Source organism: Microbacterium sp. LWO13-1.2 (assembly GCF_038397725.1).
GTDB lineage: Bacteria > Actinomycetota > Actinomycetes > Actinomycetales > Microbacteriaceae > Microbacterium.
Window position 1 is genome coordinate 649400 of the sequence record NZ_CP151634.1, and the last position, 17164, is coordinate 666563.

Annotated in this window: 14 protein-coding genes; 9 read left to right on the forward strand and 5 right to left on the reverse strand. The window is 69.0% G+C overall.

Going from position 1 to position 17164, the window contains the following annotated elements; all coding sequences use genetic code 11:
* Positions 1 to 66: 66 nt before the first annotated feature.
* Positions 67 to 780 (forward strand): purine-nucleoside phosphorylase, encoded by a 714-nt coding sequence (deoD, locus tag MRBLWO13_RS03060; RefSeq protein ID WP_341976317.1) that lies wholly within the window; start codon positions 67 to 69, stop codon positions 778 to 780.
* A 124-nt stretch (positions 781 to 904) separates the two neighbouring features.
* Positions 905 to 3409, forward strand: a complete 2505-nt coding sequence (locus MRBLWO13_RS03065; RefSeq protein ID WP_341976318.1) for a DUF3516 domain-containing protein — start codon at positions 905 to 907, stop codon at positions 3407 to 3409.
* A 49-nt stretch (positions 3410 to 3458) separates the two neighbouring features.
* Here the strand turns inward: MRBLWO13_RS03065 and MRBLWO13_RS03070 are convergent, their stop codons facing one another.
* Genes MRBLWO13_RS03070 through MRBLWO13_RS03090 form a run of 5 tightly spaced genes read right to left on the reverse strand, consistent with a single transcriptional unit; the run spans position 3459 to position 9286 of the window.
* On the reverse strand, positions 3459 to 4475 hold the full coding sequence (locus MRBLWO13_RS03070) for an ABC transporter substrate-binding protein (RefSeq protein WP_341976319.1): 1017 nt from the start codon (positions 4473 to 4475) through the stop codon (positions 3459 to 3461).
* Positions 4472 to 5284 (reverse strand): ABC transporter ATP-binding protein, encoded by an 813-nt coding sequence (locus tag MRBLWO13_RS03075; protein WP_341976320.1) that lies wholly within the window; start codon positions 5282 to 5284, stop codon positions 4472 to 4474. The genes MRBLWO13_RS03070 and MRBLWO13_RS03075 overlap by 4 nt, the downstream gene beginning before the upstream one ends.
* Positions 5281 to 6381, reverse strand: coding sequence for an iron ABC transporter permease (locus tag MRBLWO13_RS03080; RefSeq protein ID WP_341976321.1), 1101 nt, complete (start codon positions 6379 to 6381; stop codon positions 5281 to 5283). Before MRBLWO13_RS03080 ends, MRBLWO13_RS03075 begins: the two co-directional genes overlap by 4 nt.
* Positions 6378 to 8087: a prolyl oligopeptidase family serine peptidase gene (locus MRBLWO13_RS03085; RefSeq protein ID WP_341976322.1), complete on the reverse strand. Its 1710-nt coding sequence runs from the start codon at positions 8085 to 8087 to the stop codon at positions 6378 to 6380. Before MRBLWO13_RS03085 ends, MRBLWO13_RS03080 begins: the two co-directional genes overlap by 4 nt.
* Entirely contained in the window at positions 8084 to 9286 is a 1203-nt protein-coding gene (locus MRBLWO13_RS03090) for a hypothetical protein (protein ID WP_341976323.1), read from the reverse strand. Before MRBLWO13_RS03090 ends, MRBLWO13_RS03085 begins: the two co-directional genes overlap by 4 nt.
* A 114-nt stretch (positions 9287 to 9400) precedes the next feature.
* On the opposite strand from MRBLWO13_RS03090, the gene amiA reads away from it, so the two are divergent.
* The 7 genes from amiA to MRBLWO13_RS03125 all read left to right on the forward strand — a co-directional run bounded on the left by amiA (position 9401) and on the right by MRBLWO13_RS03125 (position 17156).
* A complete protein-coding gene (gene amiA / locus MRBLWO13_RS03095) occupies positions 9401 to 9499 on the forward strand; it encodes a streptamidine family RiPP (RefSeq protein ID WP_341976324.1) in 99 nt (32 codons plus the stop codon).
* Between the two features lie 85 nt (positions 9500 to 9584).
* Positions 9585 to 10394, forward strand: a complete 810-nt coding sequence (locus MRBLWO13_RS03100) for a hypothetical protein (protein WP_341976325.1) — start codon at positions 9585 to 9587, stop codon at positions 10392 to 10394.
* Positions 10391 to 11368 carry a CocE/NonD family hydrolase gene (locus tag MRBLWO13_RS03105; RefSeq protein WP_341976326.1) on the forward strand — a complete coding sequence of 326 codons (978 nt, stop codon included), beginning with the start codon at positions 10391 to 10393 and terminating at the stop codon, positions 11366 to 11368. Before MRBLWO13_RS03100 ends, MRBLWO13_RS03105 begins: the two co-directional genes overlap by 4 nt.
* On the forward strand, positions 11368 to 12765 hold the full coding sequence (locus MRBLWO13_RS03110; protein WP_341976327.1) for a YcaO-like family protein: 1398 nt from the start codon (positions 11368 to 11370) through the stop codon (positions 12763 to 12765). Before MRBLWO13_RS03105 ends, MRBLWO13_RS03110 begins: the two co-directional genes overlap by 1 nt.
* A 7-nt stretch (positions 12766 to 12772) precedes the next feature.
* Positions 12773 to 13807 (forward strand): hypothetical protein, encoded by a 1035-nt coding sequence (locus MRBLWO13_RS03115; protein ID WP_341976328.1) that lies wholly within the window; start codon positions 12773 to 12775, stop codon positions 13805 to 13807.
* Entirely contained in the window at positions 13804 to 15468 is a 1665-nt protein-coding gene (locus MRBLWO13_RS03120) for an ATP-binding cassette domain-containing protein (protein ID WP_341976329.1), read from the forward strand. Before MRBLWO13_RS03115 ends, MRBLWO13_RS03120 begins: the two co-directional genes overlap by 4 nt.
* A complete protein-coding gene (locus MRBLWO13_RS03125; protein WP_341976330.1) occupies positions 15465 to 17156 on the forward strand; it encodes an ABC transporter ATP-binding protein in 1692 nt (563 codons plus the stop codon). Before MRBLWO13_RS03120 ends, MRBLWO13_RS03125 begins: the two co-directional genes overlap by 4 nt.
* The last annotated feature ends 8 nt before the right edge of the window (positions 17157 to 17164 follow it).

Here is a 17164-nt window from a genome sequence, read left to right on the forward strand (position 1 = left end):
CGACCGCGTGCGGTCGCGGCAGCGCCATCACGCCGGTGCAGCATCCGCCCTCACTACGCTGATCACATGAGCACCCACATCGCCGCAGAGCCCGGCCAGATCGCTCCCATCGTGCTGTTCCCCGGCGACCCGCTGCGGGCGAAGTGGATCGCGGAGACGTTCCTCGAGGACGCCGAGCTGTACTCGCAGACCCGCGGCATGCTCGGATTCACCGGAACGTGGGAGGGCCACCGCGTCTCGGTGCAGGGTTCCGGCATGGGGCAGCCGTCGATGGCGATCTACGTGAACGAGCTGTTCGACTCGTACGACGTGCAGACCGTGGTCCGCGTGGGCTCATGCGGCGCACTCACCGAGCGCCTGGCGGTGCGCGACATCATCATCGCCAACGGCGCCTGCACCGACTCCGGGATCAACCGGGTGCGCTTCCACGGATTGGACTACGCGCCGGTTGCCGACTTCGGCCTGCTGCGCGCTGCCGTCGAGGCGAGCGAGCAGATGACCCTCGACAGCGCGGTGCACGTCGGCCTGCTGCTCTCGAGCGATCAGTTCTACAGCACCCGCCCCGAGCTCAACGATCCGTTCGTGAAGCATGGGGTACTCGGAGTCGAGATGGAGACGAGTGGGCTGTACACACTGGCCGCGTACTACGGTCGGCGTGCACTCAGCATCTGCACCGTCTCCGATCACATCGTCACCGGCGAGGAGACGACGGCGCAGGAGCGCGAGCAGACGTTCGGCGACATGATCCGCATCGCGCTGCGTGCGGCGACCTCGGTCTGAGCGTCAGCCCGTCCATAACTCCGGAGAATCTGCCCCGTAAGGCCCCGAAACGGCTGTGTGATCGTCACCACAGGCGATTCTTCCTGAGTTATGGACACCAGCAGTAGGGGATGATCGAAGGACCATGACTTCCCCTTCGCGGCTCGATCCCGCCGCCGTTCCCGATGCCGCCGACCCGGATGCCGTCTACCTGGCCTTCGCGGAGTGGGTCGAGTCGACCGGCATCAGCATGTACCCGGCACAGGACGAGGCGGTCATCGAGATCGTGTCGGGGAACAACCTGATCCTCAGCACACCGACCGGCACCGGCAAGTCGCTCGTCGCGGTCGGCGCGCACTTCGCGGCCCTCGCGGCCGGACGCCGCAGCTACTACACCGCCCCCATCAAGGCCCTGGTGAGCGAAAAGTTCTTCGCCCTGGTCGACGTCTTCGGTGCAGAGAACGTCGGCATGGTGACGGGCGACTCGGCCGTCAATGCCGATGCGCCGATCATCTGCTGCACGGCAGAGATCCTCGCGAACCTCGCTCTGCGTCAGGGGCCGACGGCGAACGTCGGCCAGGTCGTCATGGACGAGTTCCACTTCTACGCCGACCCCGATCGCGGCTGGGCATGGCAGGTGCCGCTGCTGACGCTTCCGCAGGCGCAGTTCATCCTGATGTCGGCGACGCTCGGCGATGTGACCGTGCTGGCGGAGGATCTGACCCGGCGCACCGGCCGTGAGACAGCCACGGTCACCGGCGTGGAGCGTCCGGTGCCGCTGCACTTCTTCTATGAGATGACACCGATCCACGAGACGATCGACGACCTGCTGAACACCGGCCAGGCGCCGATCTACATCGTGCACTTCTCGCAGGCCGCGGCGATGGAGCGCGCCCAGTCCCTGTCCAGCACAAAGATCGCCACCCGGGAGCAACGCGACGTGATCGCTGAGTTGATCGGCGGATTCCGGTTCACCACGGCATTCGGCAAAACGCTGTCGCGGTTCCTGCGCGCCGGCATCGGCGTGCACCACGCCGGCATGCTGCCGAAGTACCGCCGCCTCGTCGAACAGCTCGCCCAGCGCGGCCTGCTGCGCGTGATCTGCGGCACCGACACCCTCGGCGTCGGCATCAACGTGCCGATCCGCACCGTGCTGCTCACCGCACTCACGAAGTTCGACGGCACCCGGATGCGCCAGCTCAACGCCCGCGAGTTCCACCAGATCGCCGGCCGCGCCGGACGCGCCGGGTACGACACCGCCGGCACCGTCGTCGCCGAGGCGCCCGATCATGAGACGGAGAACGCGGCTGCGATCCGCAAGGCGGGCGACGATCCGAAGAAGAAGCGCAAGCTCATCCGCAAGAAGGCACCGGACGGATTCGTGTCGTGGGGCGAGCCGTCGTTCCGCAAGCTGATCGACGCCACCCCCGAAACGCTCACCTCGCACATGCAGATCACGAGCAGCATGATGCTGAATGTGATCGGCCGCGGCGGCGACGTGTTCGCCAATATGCGCTCACTGGTATACGACAACCACGAGCCGCGTTCCCGCCAGCGCGAGCTCGCCATCCGTGCCATCGGCATCTACCGCACGCTCCGCGAATCGGGCATCGTCGAACGCACCGCCGACGGGGAGATCCGTCTCACCGTCGACCTGCAGCCGAACTTCGCCCTGAACCAGTCACTGTCGCCGTTCGCCCTGGCGGCGTTCGAGCTGCTCGACCCGGAGGCGCCCGGCTTCGCGCTGGACATGGTCTCGATCGTGGAGTCGACGCTCGATGACCCGCGTGCCGTGCTGAGCCAGCAGGAGTTCCTCGCTCGCGGCGAGGCCGTCGCCACGATGAAGCGCGAGGGCATCGAGTACGACGAGCGGATGGAACTGCTCGAGGAGATCAGCTATCCGAAGCCCCTCGACGAACTGCTCACCGCCGCCTTCGAGACGTTCAGCGCCGCGCAGCCGTGGATCCGCGACTTCGAACTGCATCCGAAGGCCGTGGTCCGCGACATGTACGAACGAGCCATGTCGTTCGGGGAATATGTCGCCTACTACAAGATTGCCCGCTCCGAGGGTGTGGTGCTGCGCTACCTCTCCGATGCGTACCGTGCGGCATCGCAGACCATCCCGGAGGAACTGAAGACCGAGGATCTGCGCGATCTCATCGAGTGGCTCGGCGAACTGGTGCGCCAGGTCGACTCCAGCCTGCTCGACGAGTGGGAGGAGCTGATCGCCGGGCACATCCCGCCGCACGGCTCCGACGAACCGATCGTCCCGCCCGCGCCGAAGCGCCTCACCAGCAACACACGCGCCTTCCGCATCCTGGTGCGCAACGAGCTGTTCCGTCGCGTGCAGCTGGCCGCACGCGAAGACGTCGATGCGCTGGCCGAGTTGGACTCCGACTTCGGTGCGTCCGGATGGGATACCGCCCTCGACGCCTACTTCGCCGAGCACGACGAGATCCTCACCGGCGCGGATGCCCGCAGCTCCAAGCTGCTGCTGCTCGACGAGGGCACGACCGTGTGGACCGCGCATCAGATCATCGACGACCCGGCCGGCGATCATGACTGGCGCATCACCGCGACCGTCGACCTCGCGGCATCCGATGAGGCCGGCGAAGCCGTCGTCACCGTGACCGCGGTCGATCGGCTCTAGCTCGACGGGCGGGTGCGGCCGTCCGCCGCACCCGCCCTCCGGTTCCGAATCACGCGAAAGCGTCGGGGTACAGCGCCTGCGCGATCTGGCGGACAACGGAGATGTTCCCGAGCGTGCCGGGGAATGTGTCTGCGGTGGAGATGGCGATCAGGCGACCGTCGCGAACCGCTGGCATGTCGGGGAACGTGGCCGTGAGGTACGCACGGGTGGCGGCCTCGTGCGCCGGATCCGTCACGGCGAACACGAGAGCGTCAGGCGATTCCGCCGCGAGCGATTCCGGGGTGATCTCTGCGGCGAAGAAGTCGCCGAACGCGGCATCCTCCGGGCTGAACACGTTGTCGGCGCCGGCCCGTCGAAGAATGTCGTACTCGATTCCCGCGCCGACCGCCGTCAGCGACGTTCCGTCGACGTAGATCTGCGCCACACGCAGCTTGTCGTCGACCTGCTCCACGGCGGCGTCGACCACGGCGAGGTCGGCCTTCGATTCCTCGATGAGAGACTCCGCCTTGTCTTCGACGTCGAAGATCGTCCCGAGGTTCTCGAGGTCGATGAAGAGATCGTCGACCGTTCCTTCCATGCGTCGCTCGAAGCATCCACCGGTGGCGACGTACGCGGCGACGCCGGCCTCCTGCAGCTGTTCGATGCTGGCGAAGCCCTGCTCGGCGGTGAACTCGTAGGTCGTCGGCGAGTAGACGAAATCGGGTTCGACGGCGAGGAGCGCTTCGCGGTTCGGCGGCGAGTCCGCCCCGAGCACGGGGACATCGGCTGCCAGTGCGGCGACGTCGGCTGGAAGCGCCTGCGCTGTGGCCTGCGCCTGACCGACGAGCCGGTCGGCGAGCCCCAGGCGCAGCAGCAGCTCGGTCTGCGAGGGGTGCAGGCCGACCACGGCGGTCGGTGCCTCGGGCACCACGACAGTGCGGCCGCAGTTCTCGATCGTGACCGAGCCCGCCGATGAGGAGGGCGGCTGGGCGGAGGCGACTCCCGCCCCGCATCCGGTCAGACCGAGGATGCTCAACCCTCCCAGTGCAGTCATCAGGATGCTGGCGGATCGCGTGCGGGGTTTCATTCGGTTCTCCTTGGTGATGAGGGCGGGGGGTTCCCGCCCGAGGGGGTGAGAGGGTGGAAAGTCATCGCCCGGGCGCCCGTGCCCTCTTCCACCGCGACGCGTGCCGTCACGCGGAACACGTCGCTCACACGCGCCGGTGTGAGCACCACGTCGGGTCGCCCGAAGGCCACCAGGTTCCCGGCGTCGAGAACGGCGATGTCGTCGCAGAATGACGCCGCGATGTTCAGGTCGTGGAGAGCGGCGATGACGGTCTTGCCGAGACCGGTGACGACGCGCATCAGGTCGAGTTGATGAGAGATGTCGAGGTGGTTGGTGGGTTCGTCGAGCACGAGGATCTCGCCGTCCTGCGCGAGAGCTCGGGCCAGCATCACGCGCTGCCGCTGTCCGCCGGAGAGCTGACGCATCAGGCGATCTCCGAGATCGGCGACGTCGGCGGCGCGCAGCGACTCGTCGACGATCCGCAGATCCTCCGGAGAGTCTCGCGTGAAGGGCGGCCGGTGCGGCGCGCGGCCGACGAGCACCGTCTCCCGCACTGTGAGATCGAAATCGGACGGCGCATCCTGTAGCATCACCGACACTGTCCGTGCGAGCACCCGAGGTGCGAGTTCTGCGACGTCATCGCCGTCGACGCAGACCCGGCCCCGGAGAGGCCGACGGCCGGTGAACAAGGTGCGCAGGAGGGTCGATTTGCCGCTGCCGTTCGGACCGACGAGTCCGACGATCCGGCCGCGGCCGATCGTCAGATCGATTCCGCGGAGTACGACGCGACCGCCGAGCGCGACGTCGACGCCTTCGAAGGAGATGGTCATCTGTCGATTCCCGCTTTCTCGCCGCCCCGGCGCATCAGCCAGAGGAAGAACGGGGCCCCGACGAAGGCGGTGAGGATGCCGAGGGGGATCTCGGATGGAGCGGCGACCGTGCGCGCGAGCAGGTCGGCGACCATCAGGAAGAGTGTGCCGGCGAGCACGGTGATGGGGAGCATCCGCCGGTGATCGGAGCCGACGAAGATGCGCGCGACATGGGGGATCACGAGCCCGACGAAACCGATGCCTCCGCTGACGGCGACGATCGCCCCGGTGAGGAGCGACGCGATGACGAGGAGCGCCCCGCGCAGTCGCGTCGTACGCACCCCGACGGCGAGCGCGGATTCATCGCCGGCGAGCAGTGCGTTCATCGGCCTGGCGAGACCGAACACGGCGACGGACGCGATCAGGAGAGCCACCGCCGGGATGAGAAGCGACGACATCGTCGCCGCTGACACGCTTCCCAGCAGGAAGAACATCACGCTCACGACGTTCTGAGCGTCTGTCGTGATCGTGAGATAGCTCGTGACCGCACTCAGCAGTGATCCCAGCGCCACACCGGCGAGGATCATCCTGGTCGGCGACAGCTCACCGCGGCGCCGTGCGAGAAGCGCCACCAGGATGCAGGCGATCACGGCGCCGGCGAAGGCCGCGCCGCTCATCGTGAGTCCGGCGAACGCCGCCCCACCCGAGACGATCACGAGCACCGCTCCGACGCTCGCTCCCGAGGAGACGCCGAGGATGTACGGCTCGGCGAGCGGATTGCGAACGACGACCTGCATAATCGCCCCCGCGAGAGCGAGGCCGGCTCCGGAGAGCCCGGCGAGGAGCGCGCGCGGCAGCCGGAACTGCCACACCGCCTGGTCCTGCAGCGTCGACAGGCTGCCGTCCGACATCCACGGCATGTCGGCCACCAGATGACCGATCACGATCTTCGCGGCGTCGATCCCACTGACCTCGACCTGCCCCGTTGCTCCGGATACGACGAGCACGGCGAGAATCGACACGATCAGCGCAGAGATCGGGATCGCCAGGGAGAGCCTGCGCCGGCTTCCTCGTTCTCGGCCTTTCTTGTGGATGGTCGGCTGTGCCGCGCCGATCATTCGCTGTGCTCCATCGTGAGGCGGGCGGCGAAGTCCAGCACGGTCAGTCCCAGTTCGTGGAGACTCGTCAGATCATTGGAACCGTGCCCCGCGGCCGGAGCTGTCCACATGCGCGCGGAGCCCCCCGCCCGCAGCAGCGCCTCCACGGTGCGCACGGTGTCCCGAGCGATGACGCGCGTGTCCTTCTCCAGCACGATTCCGAGAAACTCCGGGGTCGCGGACCCACGCGGCAACGCCTCCGCCTGCGCGAGCGGTGAGATCCGTCGCACCCGCTCGCGCCCTTCCGGAGTGCCGTCATCGCCGAACTCCGACTTCCAGAGCCTTCCCAAAGGGTGTTCACCAAGGCCGAGGAGATCGAGCGGAGCTCCGGTCGTCACCACCCCGGCGCACAGGCCGGGATGCTCGAGCGCGCAGCTCGCGACGATGACGCCGCCGAGCGATGCCCCCACCAGGACGAGCAGCTCGGGTCGGGTGATCCCCCGATCGACAAGGGCTCGTGCCACGGCGGCCAGATCTGCGATCGTGCGGTGCTTGTTCGACCCGCTCCCGGCATCCCGCCACTGCACGCCGTGCTCGCCACCCCCTCGGAGCTGCGCTGTCGCGTACGCGCCGCCGTGTGCGAGCCATGCCAGGATCGTCGGCTCGAATGCGGGCAGGTACGCAACACCGAACCCGCCGTAGCAGGTGAGGATGAGGGGCCTCGGGCTGGAGGAATCCGGATCGGACGTGACGTGCACCACGAGATCCGCTCCGTCATCGGTGCGGATCTCGTGCCGAACCGTGGTCGCCCCGGAGGGCGCCGGCGCCGGGCGTCGATCCAGGGTCGCGATCCTGTCGCACTCGACGATCTGCGGCGGAGTCAGTGGTCCTTCCACGGCGACGTGGAGTACTCCGGCGTCCACGCTGATCCCGGTCGCCGACACGGCGTCGTGGCCGGCGGTCAGTTCTTGTGTGCACACGATCTGCCCGGCGCGGAGCGTGACGATGACGCTCCGCCCGCCCCGCACCATCAGCACGACGACCTGCTCGCCCTGCACAGCGACGTCGATGATCTGCTCGGTGGAGTCCCATCTCCACCGGATGCCGCCGTCGATGTCGACGGCGTCCAGGCCCGCATCGCGCCAGACGAGGATGCCGTCTGCGAGGGGCATCGCCCGGAACAGCGCGGCGAACGTACCCAGGCAGGTGTCCGACGCGCGGTCGATGAGCACCGTGCCCCCGTCTGTCGCACGTCGAGCCAGCAGCCCGCCGCGACCGCCGCGGAAGAAACGTACGCGGGTGCCCTGGTCGGTGACGGTCGCCTCCCACTCGCCGCTCTCGACGTCGAGGCTGACGATCTGGTCGTCCCTGCTCGCGACGACCTCGAGCCGCCGCGAATCCGCCTTCCAGAGGACCGTGTCGTAACGAAGACGGATGTCCGGATGCACGCGCATCTCTCCGGTATGCACGTCGATGATGGCGAGTACGGCGTTCTCGTCGGCAGCCGCGGCCCATTCGGCAGCGATCAGTCGACCGTCCGGCGACGGCGCGATCCGGTGGAGGTGCCCTTCGGGCTCAGTGACGCACCGCCCGTCGCTCCGGTACACACCGCGGCGGATCCGCCCCGCCTTGCGCCCGAGCGCGAATCCCGCGTTCGGAAGGCCGGGACGCCCGTACTGCTCCCCCTGCGAGAGCGCGGCCGAGAGCGAATCCGTGAGCGCGCTCATCGGCCGACCAGGTCGTTCAGCGGTCGGTCGGATGCCGCCCAGAAAAGGTGTCCGCCCTCGTTCAGCGGCGTGGGGAACTCCACGATCTCGGTATCGCCGCCGCGGATGAGGAGGAGGCGGGAATCGCCACCGCTGGTCACCGCGATCGTGTCACCGGACGGGTCGAGAGCGATCGACCGGCGCTGCGCGGGCATGCCGTCGACGGAATCCCACGGCAGATGACCGGGACGCGGCGGGTGCGTCATCGCCGGGATCGGGAGGTGCTGCGCCACGCGATCGTCGCCCCTGTCGACGGTGACCACGGCATCGCCGTCGGGGTGGATGACCGCTACGGCAGCCGTTCCAGCGCCGAGCGCGAAGCGGAAGGCGAGACCCGACGGCAACGGCACCGAACGCGTGGCACCGGTGTCGAGATCGATGTCGACGAAGGTGTTGGTCCACTGTGCCCAGGCGCCGGCCGCAGGAGGACCGCCTCGAACGATGCCCGTCGCATGCCCGCTGTCCGGGTCGAGCCGTAGGTAGTACGGCCTGCCGTCTCCCGGCCAGGGGATCACTCCGAGAGCGCGGGGCTCACCGCGATCGACGACGAATCGTTCGAGTCCGCGACCGGTCGCCACGGCCATGATCCCCGACTGCGGATGCACGACATCACCGTGACCGTCTGCCGCGAGGTCATCCAGGATCCGTCCCCGAAGCACCGGCACATGCGGGCCGACTTCGAGGGCCGACCCCAGCGGCACCGCTTCGATCGCGCCGGGTTCGCGGTGGCGCAGCAGGATCGTCGGCTCCCCCGTGGTCTGATCCGCGGCGACGACCACGCCGGGCTCACCGGTTCTCGCCCGGAAGCGCACGGAACTCTCGCGCACCAGGTCGACGACGGTGACGACATCGCTCCACGGAGCCTCATTCATCCCCATGCCCGAGGTGACGACCACGTGTCGACCGTCGTGGTCGCAGGCGATGTGCTCGGCGGGGATCGCGATCGGGATCCGCCGCACCGAGGAGTCGTCACCGACCACGAGCGCGCCGTCGGCGTCATCCGCGAACGCCCAGCGACCGCTCGCGCCCTTCGGCAGCGCGAGGAATCCGGCGTGCTCGGCGAGCGTCGCCTCGACGACGACACGCGGGAGCGAACCGTCGACCGCGTAAACGACATCTGCGCGGTAATCGGCGACCAGGAGAGGGTGCGAAGAGGGCATGCCTGAAACATTAGTGGATATTGAGAATCATTATCATTTAGAGTCGAAGCCGTTCACCTCGTGAACCCGCTCGGCGAGACCGCCGAGCGGAATTCCCCACAGAAGGAGCAACTCATGGACAAGCAGATCCTCTCCGAGATCGAAGAGACCGAGCAGCTGGCCCACCTCTCGGCGACGCACTCCAACGCGCTGGTCGAGAACCCCTTCGACTGATCACCGTGCTGTCCCACGTCGTCTGACGTGACCACCCCCGGCCGGGCGCCACGCGCGTCCGGCCGGGCTATTAAGGAAGAGTCGAATGAGTCGAGAACGCCGGGTCATCCCCCTCGCCGGCCACGGGGCGCACCTCATCGCGAGCGATGACGGTCGAAGCGTCGTCCGGATGCGCACCGGTCGTTATGCCGTTCTGAGCGCGCAGCCCGAAGGCCTTGAGGATGCTCTCACCCGGGCGCCCGAGCGGGCTCGAGAGCTCCAGCGCGCCTACCTCGAACGCCTATCCGCGGAACTCGGTGCACGAGACGCCGCCGACGACGCCACGAGGTGGCCCCCGCATCGCCGCTCCGTCTGCCTGCTCGGCGAAGGCCGAGTCCTCGATGATCTGACGATCGCGCTCGACGCGTGGGGCATCCGCACGACCCGACTGGGAGCCGACGAAGGTCCACCCCGCGATGCGACTCTCGTGCTCGCCTACGCCGACCACGGTGGCGAACGCTCCCGCTGGACGCGGTTCGATGCGCTGCCCGGCCGCGGCGTCGCCTGGCTCCGCGTGTACCGCGAGGGAGAGTGCGTGCTCATCGACCCCCTCGCCATGACAGCAGGCGACGCCACGTCGGAGCAGGTCTCTCGACGGCGGGTCGCCGCGAGCCTCGTTCCGGACGAGGTCGATGCCTGGCAGCGCAACGTCGCCGACGCCGGCACGCCCATCGACGCCGCAGCCTCAGCTCTCGCCGTCGCCCGGGTCTTGCAGATCCTGCTTGCCTGGGCGCAGGGCAGTGATGCCCTCGAACCGTTCCGCCGCACCCTGTGGAAGCTCGTCCCGGCGACCGGGACCGTGACCGAGCACACCGTCGTCGCTTACCCCGAAGCACCCCGATCGGTCCTGGCGTGACGCCGCCCCGGGGCGCGCACCCCCACCATTGCCTGGCCGAGGACGGCACAACGCTGCGCGGGTGGCGCTGGGATCCGCCCTCGATCCGCGGCGTCGTCCTCATCCGGACGCCCTACGGCGCCTGGCGCCATGCCGAGGCGGCGCTCGCCTGGACTCGTCGAGGTTTCCGCTGCATCATCCAGGACGTCCGCGGCCGGCATTCCTCCGACGGCTCGTGGAACCCCTACCTCACCGAACGACGCGACGGCTGCGCGACGGCGGATGCTGTCGCCGCCGAGAACCCCGGGCTCCCCCTCGTCTTCTCGGGCGGATCGTACGCCGCGCACACCGCCCTCGAAGCAGCGCACTCCGGGCACGCCCAGGCCCTCGCGCTCCAGGTCCCGGCGCTCGGCCTCGCCGAGACCGCGTGGGACGAGCAGGGCGAGCCGCAGCTCTGGCACCGCATCGGCTGGTGGCATCAGCATGCGCGCGGACCGCGCTCCCTGCCCGCACTCTCCGCCGCCGAACTCGCCGACCGGGTCGAACGCGCGGCCACGATCGGCGCGCAGAAGGCCGCCGAGGAATGGGGCTGGCCCGACGGCACTCTCGCCGGATGGCGGCGACTCTGGTCGGCCTCGCGCCTCGATCTGCGCCACGAATACGGCTCTGTCTCTGTTCCTCTGATGCTGGTCCGCGGTGACGACGACTTCTTCTTCTCGGATGCCGGGCTCCTGGCGAGTGCATGGCAAGGACCGGTGCACGTCGTCGATGGGCCATGGGGGCATCGCCTGAGCGCCGGCATCACCGACGAAACGCTCCGCGCTCGGCTGAAGGCGGCCGGCGGGCTCGGCGGTGTTCTCGACGCGTGGCTGGCGAAGAACGGACTCGTCGCCGGCGACATCGCGGATGCCGTCATCGATCTCCCCGACAGTCGACGATCGCGTTCGGTGTTCGACACCGATCTCGGCGACTGGCGCCACGAAAGGACACCATGATGCCGCGCATTGACGCACCACCGCCACCGACAGCGCTGCTGTCTGCAGAGTCGCTCGTCGACGCCGAATGCGGAATCATCCGTTCGGTGCGCGCCGTGGAGCACCCCGAGGGCGCCCCGCACGCCTATCTCGCGTTGACCGCGTCGGTGTCGGATGCGCGGCGCCTGGGTGAATGGCCGGCCGACCGGGTCTCGCTCGGCACATCATTCGGCGATGTCGCCCAGGCGCGCATCGCCGCCATCGGCGAAGGCGTCGAGCGGTACTGCGGAAACTGGCTTCCCGCCGACCTCCCCCCGACGGAGCTGCGCGTGGGCACCTCGGCCGACCTGACCGCCGACGGTCTGCCCTGCGCGACAGCCGAAGATCTCCCCCGGTTCTCGTCCTGGCAGCTCGCGCGACCGAGGTTTCCTTATGAGCCCCTGCGGGCGGATACACCGACGCTCTGGTCCCGGTGCGTGGATCTCGATGGCGAGCCCCTGTGGCTCCCGGCATCCCTCGTGTACCTGAACTGGCGGCAGTCGAGGTTCCGTTCGCTCCCGCGCACGCACCATCTCAACTACGCCGGCATCGCCACCGGGGCGGGGGTCGACGATGCACGCGACCGGGGTGTGCTCGAGATCATCGAACGCGACGCCCTCGAAGTGTGGTGGCACCTGGACGGCCCCACGTTCGGCATCGATCCGGCGACCGTTCCCGGTCTCGTGGACGACCTCCGCGGAAGTGACCTGCAGGTGTGGCTGGTGGCGATGCCCTCCGAGTTCGCGCCGGCCGTCGCCGCGTTGGTCTACGACGAGAAGAGAGGAATCTACGCTGCGGGGTTCTCGTCGGCTCTCGATCCCGAGCGGGCGGCCCGCAAGGCCGTGCTGGAAGCGGTGCACACCTGGATCTACACACAGGGATGCACGAGCGCCGACGGCTGGGTCTTCCGCGCGGTCGCCGAGGGTCTGATGGCGAAGGGACTCACCCTCGACTTCCGACCGGACGCCGACTACGCCGCAGCCGCCGGGCCGCAGTTCGAGAAGGTCATCGATCTGGGCGCGCACGTGCAGGTCTGGCTCGACCCGGCGACCCATCAGGAGGCGCGCCGATTCCGATCGCCGAGTCTCGGCATCCGTCCACTGACTGCTCTGCGACCGGCGACGATGGCCGACGTCTACGAGCGGCTTCGACTTCGTGGCCATCGAGTCCTGACCCGTGACCTCACCACCTCGGATGTGCGTCGGACCGCTCTGCGCGTCGTGCGCACCTTCATCACCGGGCTCGTCCCCAATGCTCCTGCCGCGTTCTCCTACCTGGGGATGCCGCGGTTCCGCGAGGCCGCGGAAGAGCGCGGCTGGCGCTCGTCGTGGACCGGAGGGCCCGACGATTTCACGCTCGTTCCCCCTCCCCACATGTGAGCGCCCGATGCACATCTCTCCACACGGAACGATGAACGGCGATCACCTGCCCCCGCCGCTCGACGCGGCGTTCTCCGGCGCCGTCCCCGGAACGGCGCTGCCTCCTGGCCCGCGCATGAACGCCTGGGCTGCGGCCGGCGCCGTGCAGGAGCAGGTTCACGGACCACTCGGAGGTTTGCTCCCGGCGCTCTGGCGTGCCGGTGAGCTCCATCGGAACACCGACGGAACACCCACGAAGATTCGTCGGCGCCCGGTACCGTCGGCCGGCGCCTGCTACGGCGTGCAGACCCACATCGTTTCGGCCGATGGCACGCGGCGCATCTTCGACACGGAGAGCGTCACGCTGTGGCGACGAGACGCGGCGCGCGATCTCGCGGCCGGGTGGCCGGTCGGCACGGACACGAATGCGAACGATCATCTGGTGTTCACCGTGCTGCCAGGGCGCACCTTCGGCCGCTACCGTCACCGCGCCTGGCCGCTGTGGATCGCTGATGTCGCCTACGCCGTCGCGGCGGTGAGATTTCTGCGGACCGGTCGGGCCGGCGCCGAACACTTCGGTCCATCCACGCGCCTGCGCGCCCTTCTCGGTGTGCCTCCTGCCGCCGATACCGAGGCCTGGATGCGCCGCGGGCTCGTTCCGGAGATTCCGCTCGCGGCCGTGGAGCTCAGTGGTGAGCCCGAGGTGCATCCGGAGCGTGTGCGGGCGCTGCGGGCGCGCCGTTCCCCCTCTCTCATTGAGTTCCTCGAGCGCGCCGAGCTCGCACCGCCACCCGCTGCTGTCGAGACTGTGGCACGAGCATCCGGCCAGACATGGGTGCGGGGCGCATCTTCGGTGCGGTCGTGGTCGATCCCGCGCACCGCGTCGACATCAGAGATCGGGACCGCCCTGTGGAGCGCCCACCTCTCCGCCGCCGGCCAGTGCTACACGGCCGCGCTCTCCGGGACTCTCCGCACCCGTCCTGTCTCAGGATTCACCCCCGTTCGCGATCGCTGGATCCTGCACGCCCTCGCCACCATCCCGACCTCCGGAGGCCACCCATGATGATCGTGCCCGAACTGTGGCGAGAAGCCCGCGCCTTCCCGCGTGAGCTCACGATGAGCGTCGTCCTGCTCCTGCTCGTCTTCGGCACTCACCTGCTGCAGGCCTGGGCGCTCGCCTGGTCGCTGGCCGCATTCGTCGACGGCGATATGACCGATGCTCTTGTCGGAATCGGTGCGATCCTCGGCATCGGAGTGTCGCGAATCCTGCTGTCGCTCGCTCAGGCGAGTGCCGCCGCCGCGCTCGGCGGAAGAGTGCGCGAGGGGCTGCGCCGGCGAGCCGTCACCGCCGCGCTCGACCCCGCGCGCCTGCACGATGCTTCGCTGCGTGATGGCTCGGTCCAGGCGACGCTCGGGGATGGGATCGACGGCACCGATGCCTACGTCTCGAGGTACATCCCCGCCGTCGTGCAACTCGCCGTCGGCAGTCTTGTCGCCGTCGTCCTACTGGGGTCGATATCACCGGTCGCCGCGCTCTGCGTGGGGGTGGGAGTGCTCCTGGCAATCGTCGGTCCCCTGGCATGGAAGCGGATGCTCGCGCGGCGCGGCTTCGAGCACTGGGACAGTTACGAGGCGCTCGGCGGCGACATGCTGGAATCGCTCCGGGGCATGGCGACGCTGCGGGTGCTGGGCGATGTCGCTGGAACCCGGGCGCTGCTGCACTCGAGGTCGGAGGCGCTGCGCCGCGCGACGGAGCGCGTGATGCGTTCGTCTTTGGCCGAGACCGCCGTGACCGACGTCGCCGTCCAGGCGGGATATGTCTCGGCCGCCTTCGTCGCCGTCATCGATGTCGTGACGGGCGCGCCGCCCCGCGTCGAGGTGTACGCGATTCTGCTCCTCTCGTCCGAGGTGTTCCGCCCCGTGCGTGAGCTCTCGCGGCACTGGCACGCCGGGTTCCTCGGTTTGACCGCGGTGCCGGGTCTCGCCGCGCTCGGTGCCTTCCGCATTCCCGAGGCCGGCACCGAGGCGGGCACCGCAGCCGGTACTGAGGCGATCCGCGACGCCTCGACCCCTTCTGCCGGCGGCGAGGTGTTGCGGGTCTCGGGCCTCACCTATCGATACCCCGGTGCGTCTGAAGACGTCCTCCGTGGTGTCGATCTCCGCGCGGAGAAGGGCACCGTGCACGCGATCGTCGGGGCATCCGGATCCGGAAAGTCGACGCTGTTCGACCTCCTCCTCGGGTTCCTCACGCCGACAGCGGGCACCATCGAGATCGACGGTCGCGCTCTCCGCGCGGCCGACATCGCCGTCGTCTCGCAGCGCCCCGTGCTCTTCGCCGGGACGATCCGCGAGAACGTCGACCTCTTCGGAGCCGACGACGTCGATGTCGAAGCCGCGTGCGCAGCCGCAGGCATCCTGGATGAGATCCGAGCGATTCCGGGAGGATTCGACGCGGCCGTGAGCGAAGCCGGAACGAGCTTGTCAGGCGGGCAGCGCCAACGGCTCGCCCTCGCCCGTGCGCTTCTCGCGCGCCGGCCGGTGCTCCTCGTCGATGAACCGACGAGCGCGCTCGATGACCGCGGCGCGCTGACCGTCGCCGACACCCTGGAACGGGTCGCCGCGGAGCGCATCGTCATCATGATCAGCCACCGGCCTGAGGCGCTCGAGCGCGTGACCGACGTGCGGCTTCTCGATCAGGGCGTCCTCGTCAAGGCGGCATCATGACCGAGGCCACGACCGCGACCGTGTTCGCACGCCTGCTCCCGCCGCTGAGACCGGAGTGGCGGGGGATCATCTGGAGCTACCTGATCGGAACGGCGAGCACCCTCGCACTGACCGCGATCGCAGTCCTCGCCGCACTCGGCGTCGGACGCGCGGTCGTGCACGGCGATTGGCCGCCCGCCGCGTGGTGGGTCAGCCTCTCGGCACTCGTGCTGTTGCGCGCGATCCTCACCTGGCGGGAGATGGATGTCTCCCACGCGCTCGCCTACCGGGTGCTCGCACGCCTGCGGGTCACCCTCTTCGACGCATACTCGCGCAGTGTTCCCGGTCGCAGGCGGGAGCACTCCGGCCGTGCGGCCGCCGTGGTGATGACCGATATCGAGAAGCTCGAGTTCTTCTACGCGCACACGCTTGCGCAGATCGGCGCATCCGTCACGCTCTTCCTGCTGTCCATGATCGGTGCAGCGGTGATCATGCCGGCGGCCGCCCTGGTCGTGCTCTTCGGTGGCGCCGTCGTCGCCCTCACTGCGCTTCTCGGGGCTGCGCCCGCGCGACGGATCGGTGCGCAGGAGCAGCGGGAGCGCGAGGACCAGTCGGAGAAGCTCGTCGACGCTCTCGGTGCGATGCGGGAGATCCTCGCGTACGGACTGCAGGACAGGATCGTACGGGAGGCCGTGGACGGCACCCGACGCGCGGCGCGCACCTCACGACGGCGCGCTCTGATCACCGAAGCCGTCAACGGCACGCGCGAGCTCATCCTGACCGCGGTCGTGATCAGCATCATCCTGCTCGCACTCGTCACGTCCGGTCCCGGCGGGATCGGAGCGCAGGGAGGCGGGGTGGCCGCGCTGCTTCCCGCCCTCGTCACGCTGTCCGTCGCCGGGGTGGCCGCGATCGCCGAGGCCAGCCACACCGTCACGGAACTCCATCCCCTCGCGGCGAGCGCACGGCGCGTCGGCGCGGCGATCTCTCGCCCGGCGGTGGTGGCCGATGTCGCCGATCCGATCGACCTCCCCCAAGGCCCGCTCGGCGTTCGCTTCGACGACGTCTCGTTCTCGTACGACGATCAGACTCGGGCGCTGCACAGATGGTCGATGGAGATCGCGCCGAGGGAGCACGTCGGCCTCGCCGGAGCATCCGGCGCCGGCAAGAGCACGGTCATCGCGTTGGCCGCGCGGCTCTGGGATCCGGAGCACGGCACCATCGCACTGGTGGACGACGCAGGCAGGGTCTACCCACTCGATGCCATCGCGGAAGAAGACCTCCGCACCGCGGTCGCCGTGGTCGAGCAGGATGCCCGCCTGTTCCATGGCACCGTGCGTGAGAACCTCCTGCGCGGAGCATCGCCTCGTGACGATGGCGCCCTCCACGCTGTGCTCAAGCGTGTCGGCGCCGACACCTGGATCACGCTCGATGATCAGATCGGCGAACACGGCGTCCGACTCTCAGGAGGTCAACGGGCCCGGCTGGCGCTGGCCCGCGCCCTCGTGCGGGAGCCGCGGGTGCTCATCGTCGACGAGATCACCGCGAGTCTCGACCCGGCGACCGAGCGCCACATCTCCGACGTGCTCGCGGGCTTCGACGGCACGGTGGTCGCCGCCTCGCATCGCCGGGAGACACTCGAACGCCTCGATCGCGTGATCCGCATCGCGCCCGTCCGAGTACCTGCGACAGTGATCGGCGAACGCTGAGCGCCGAT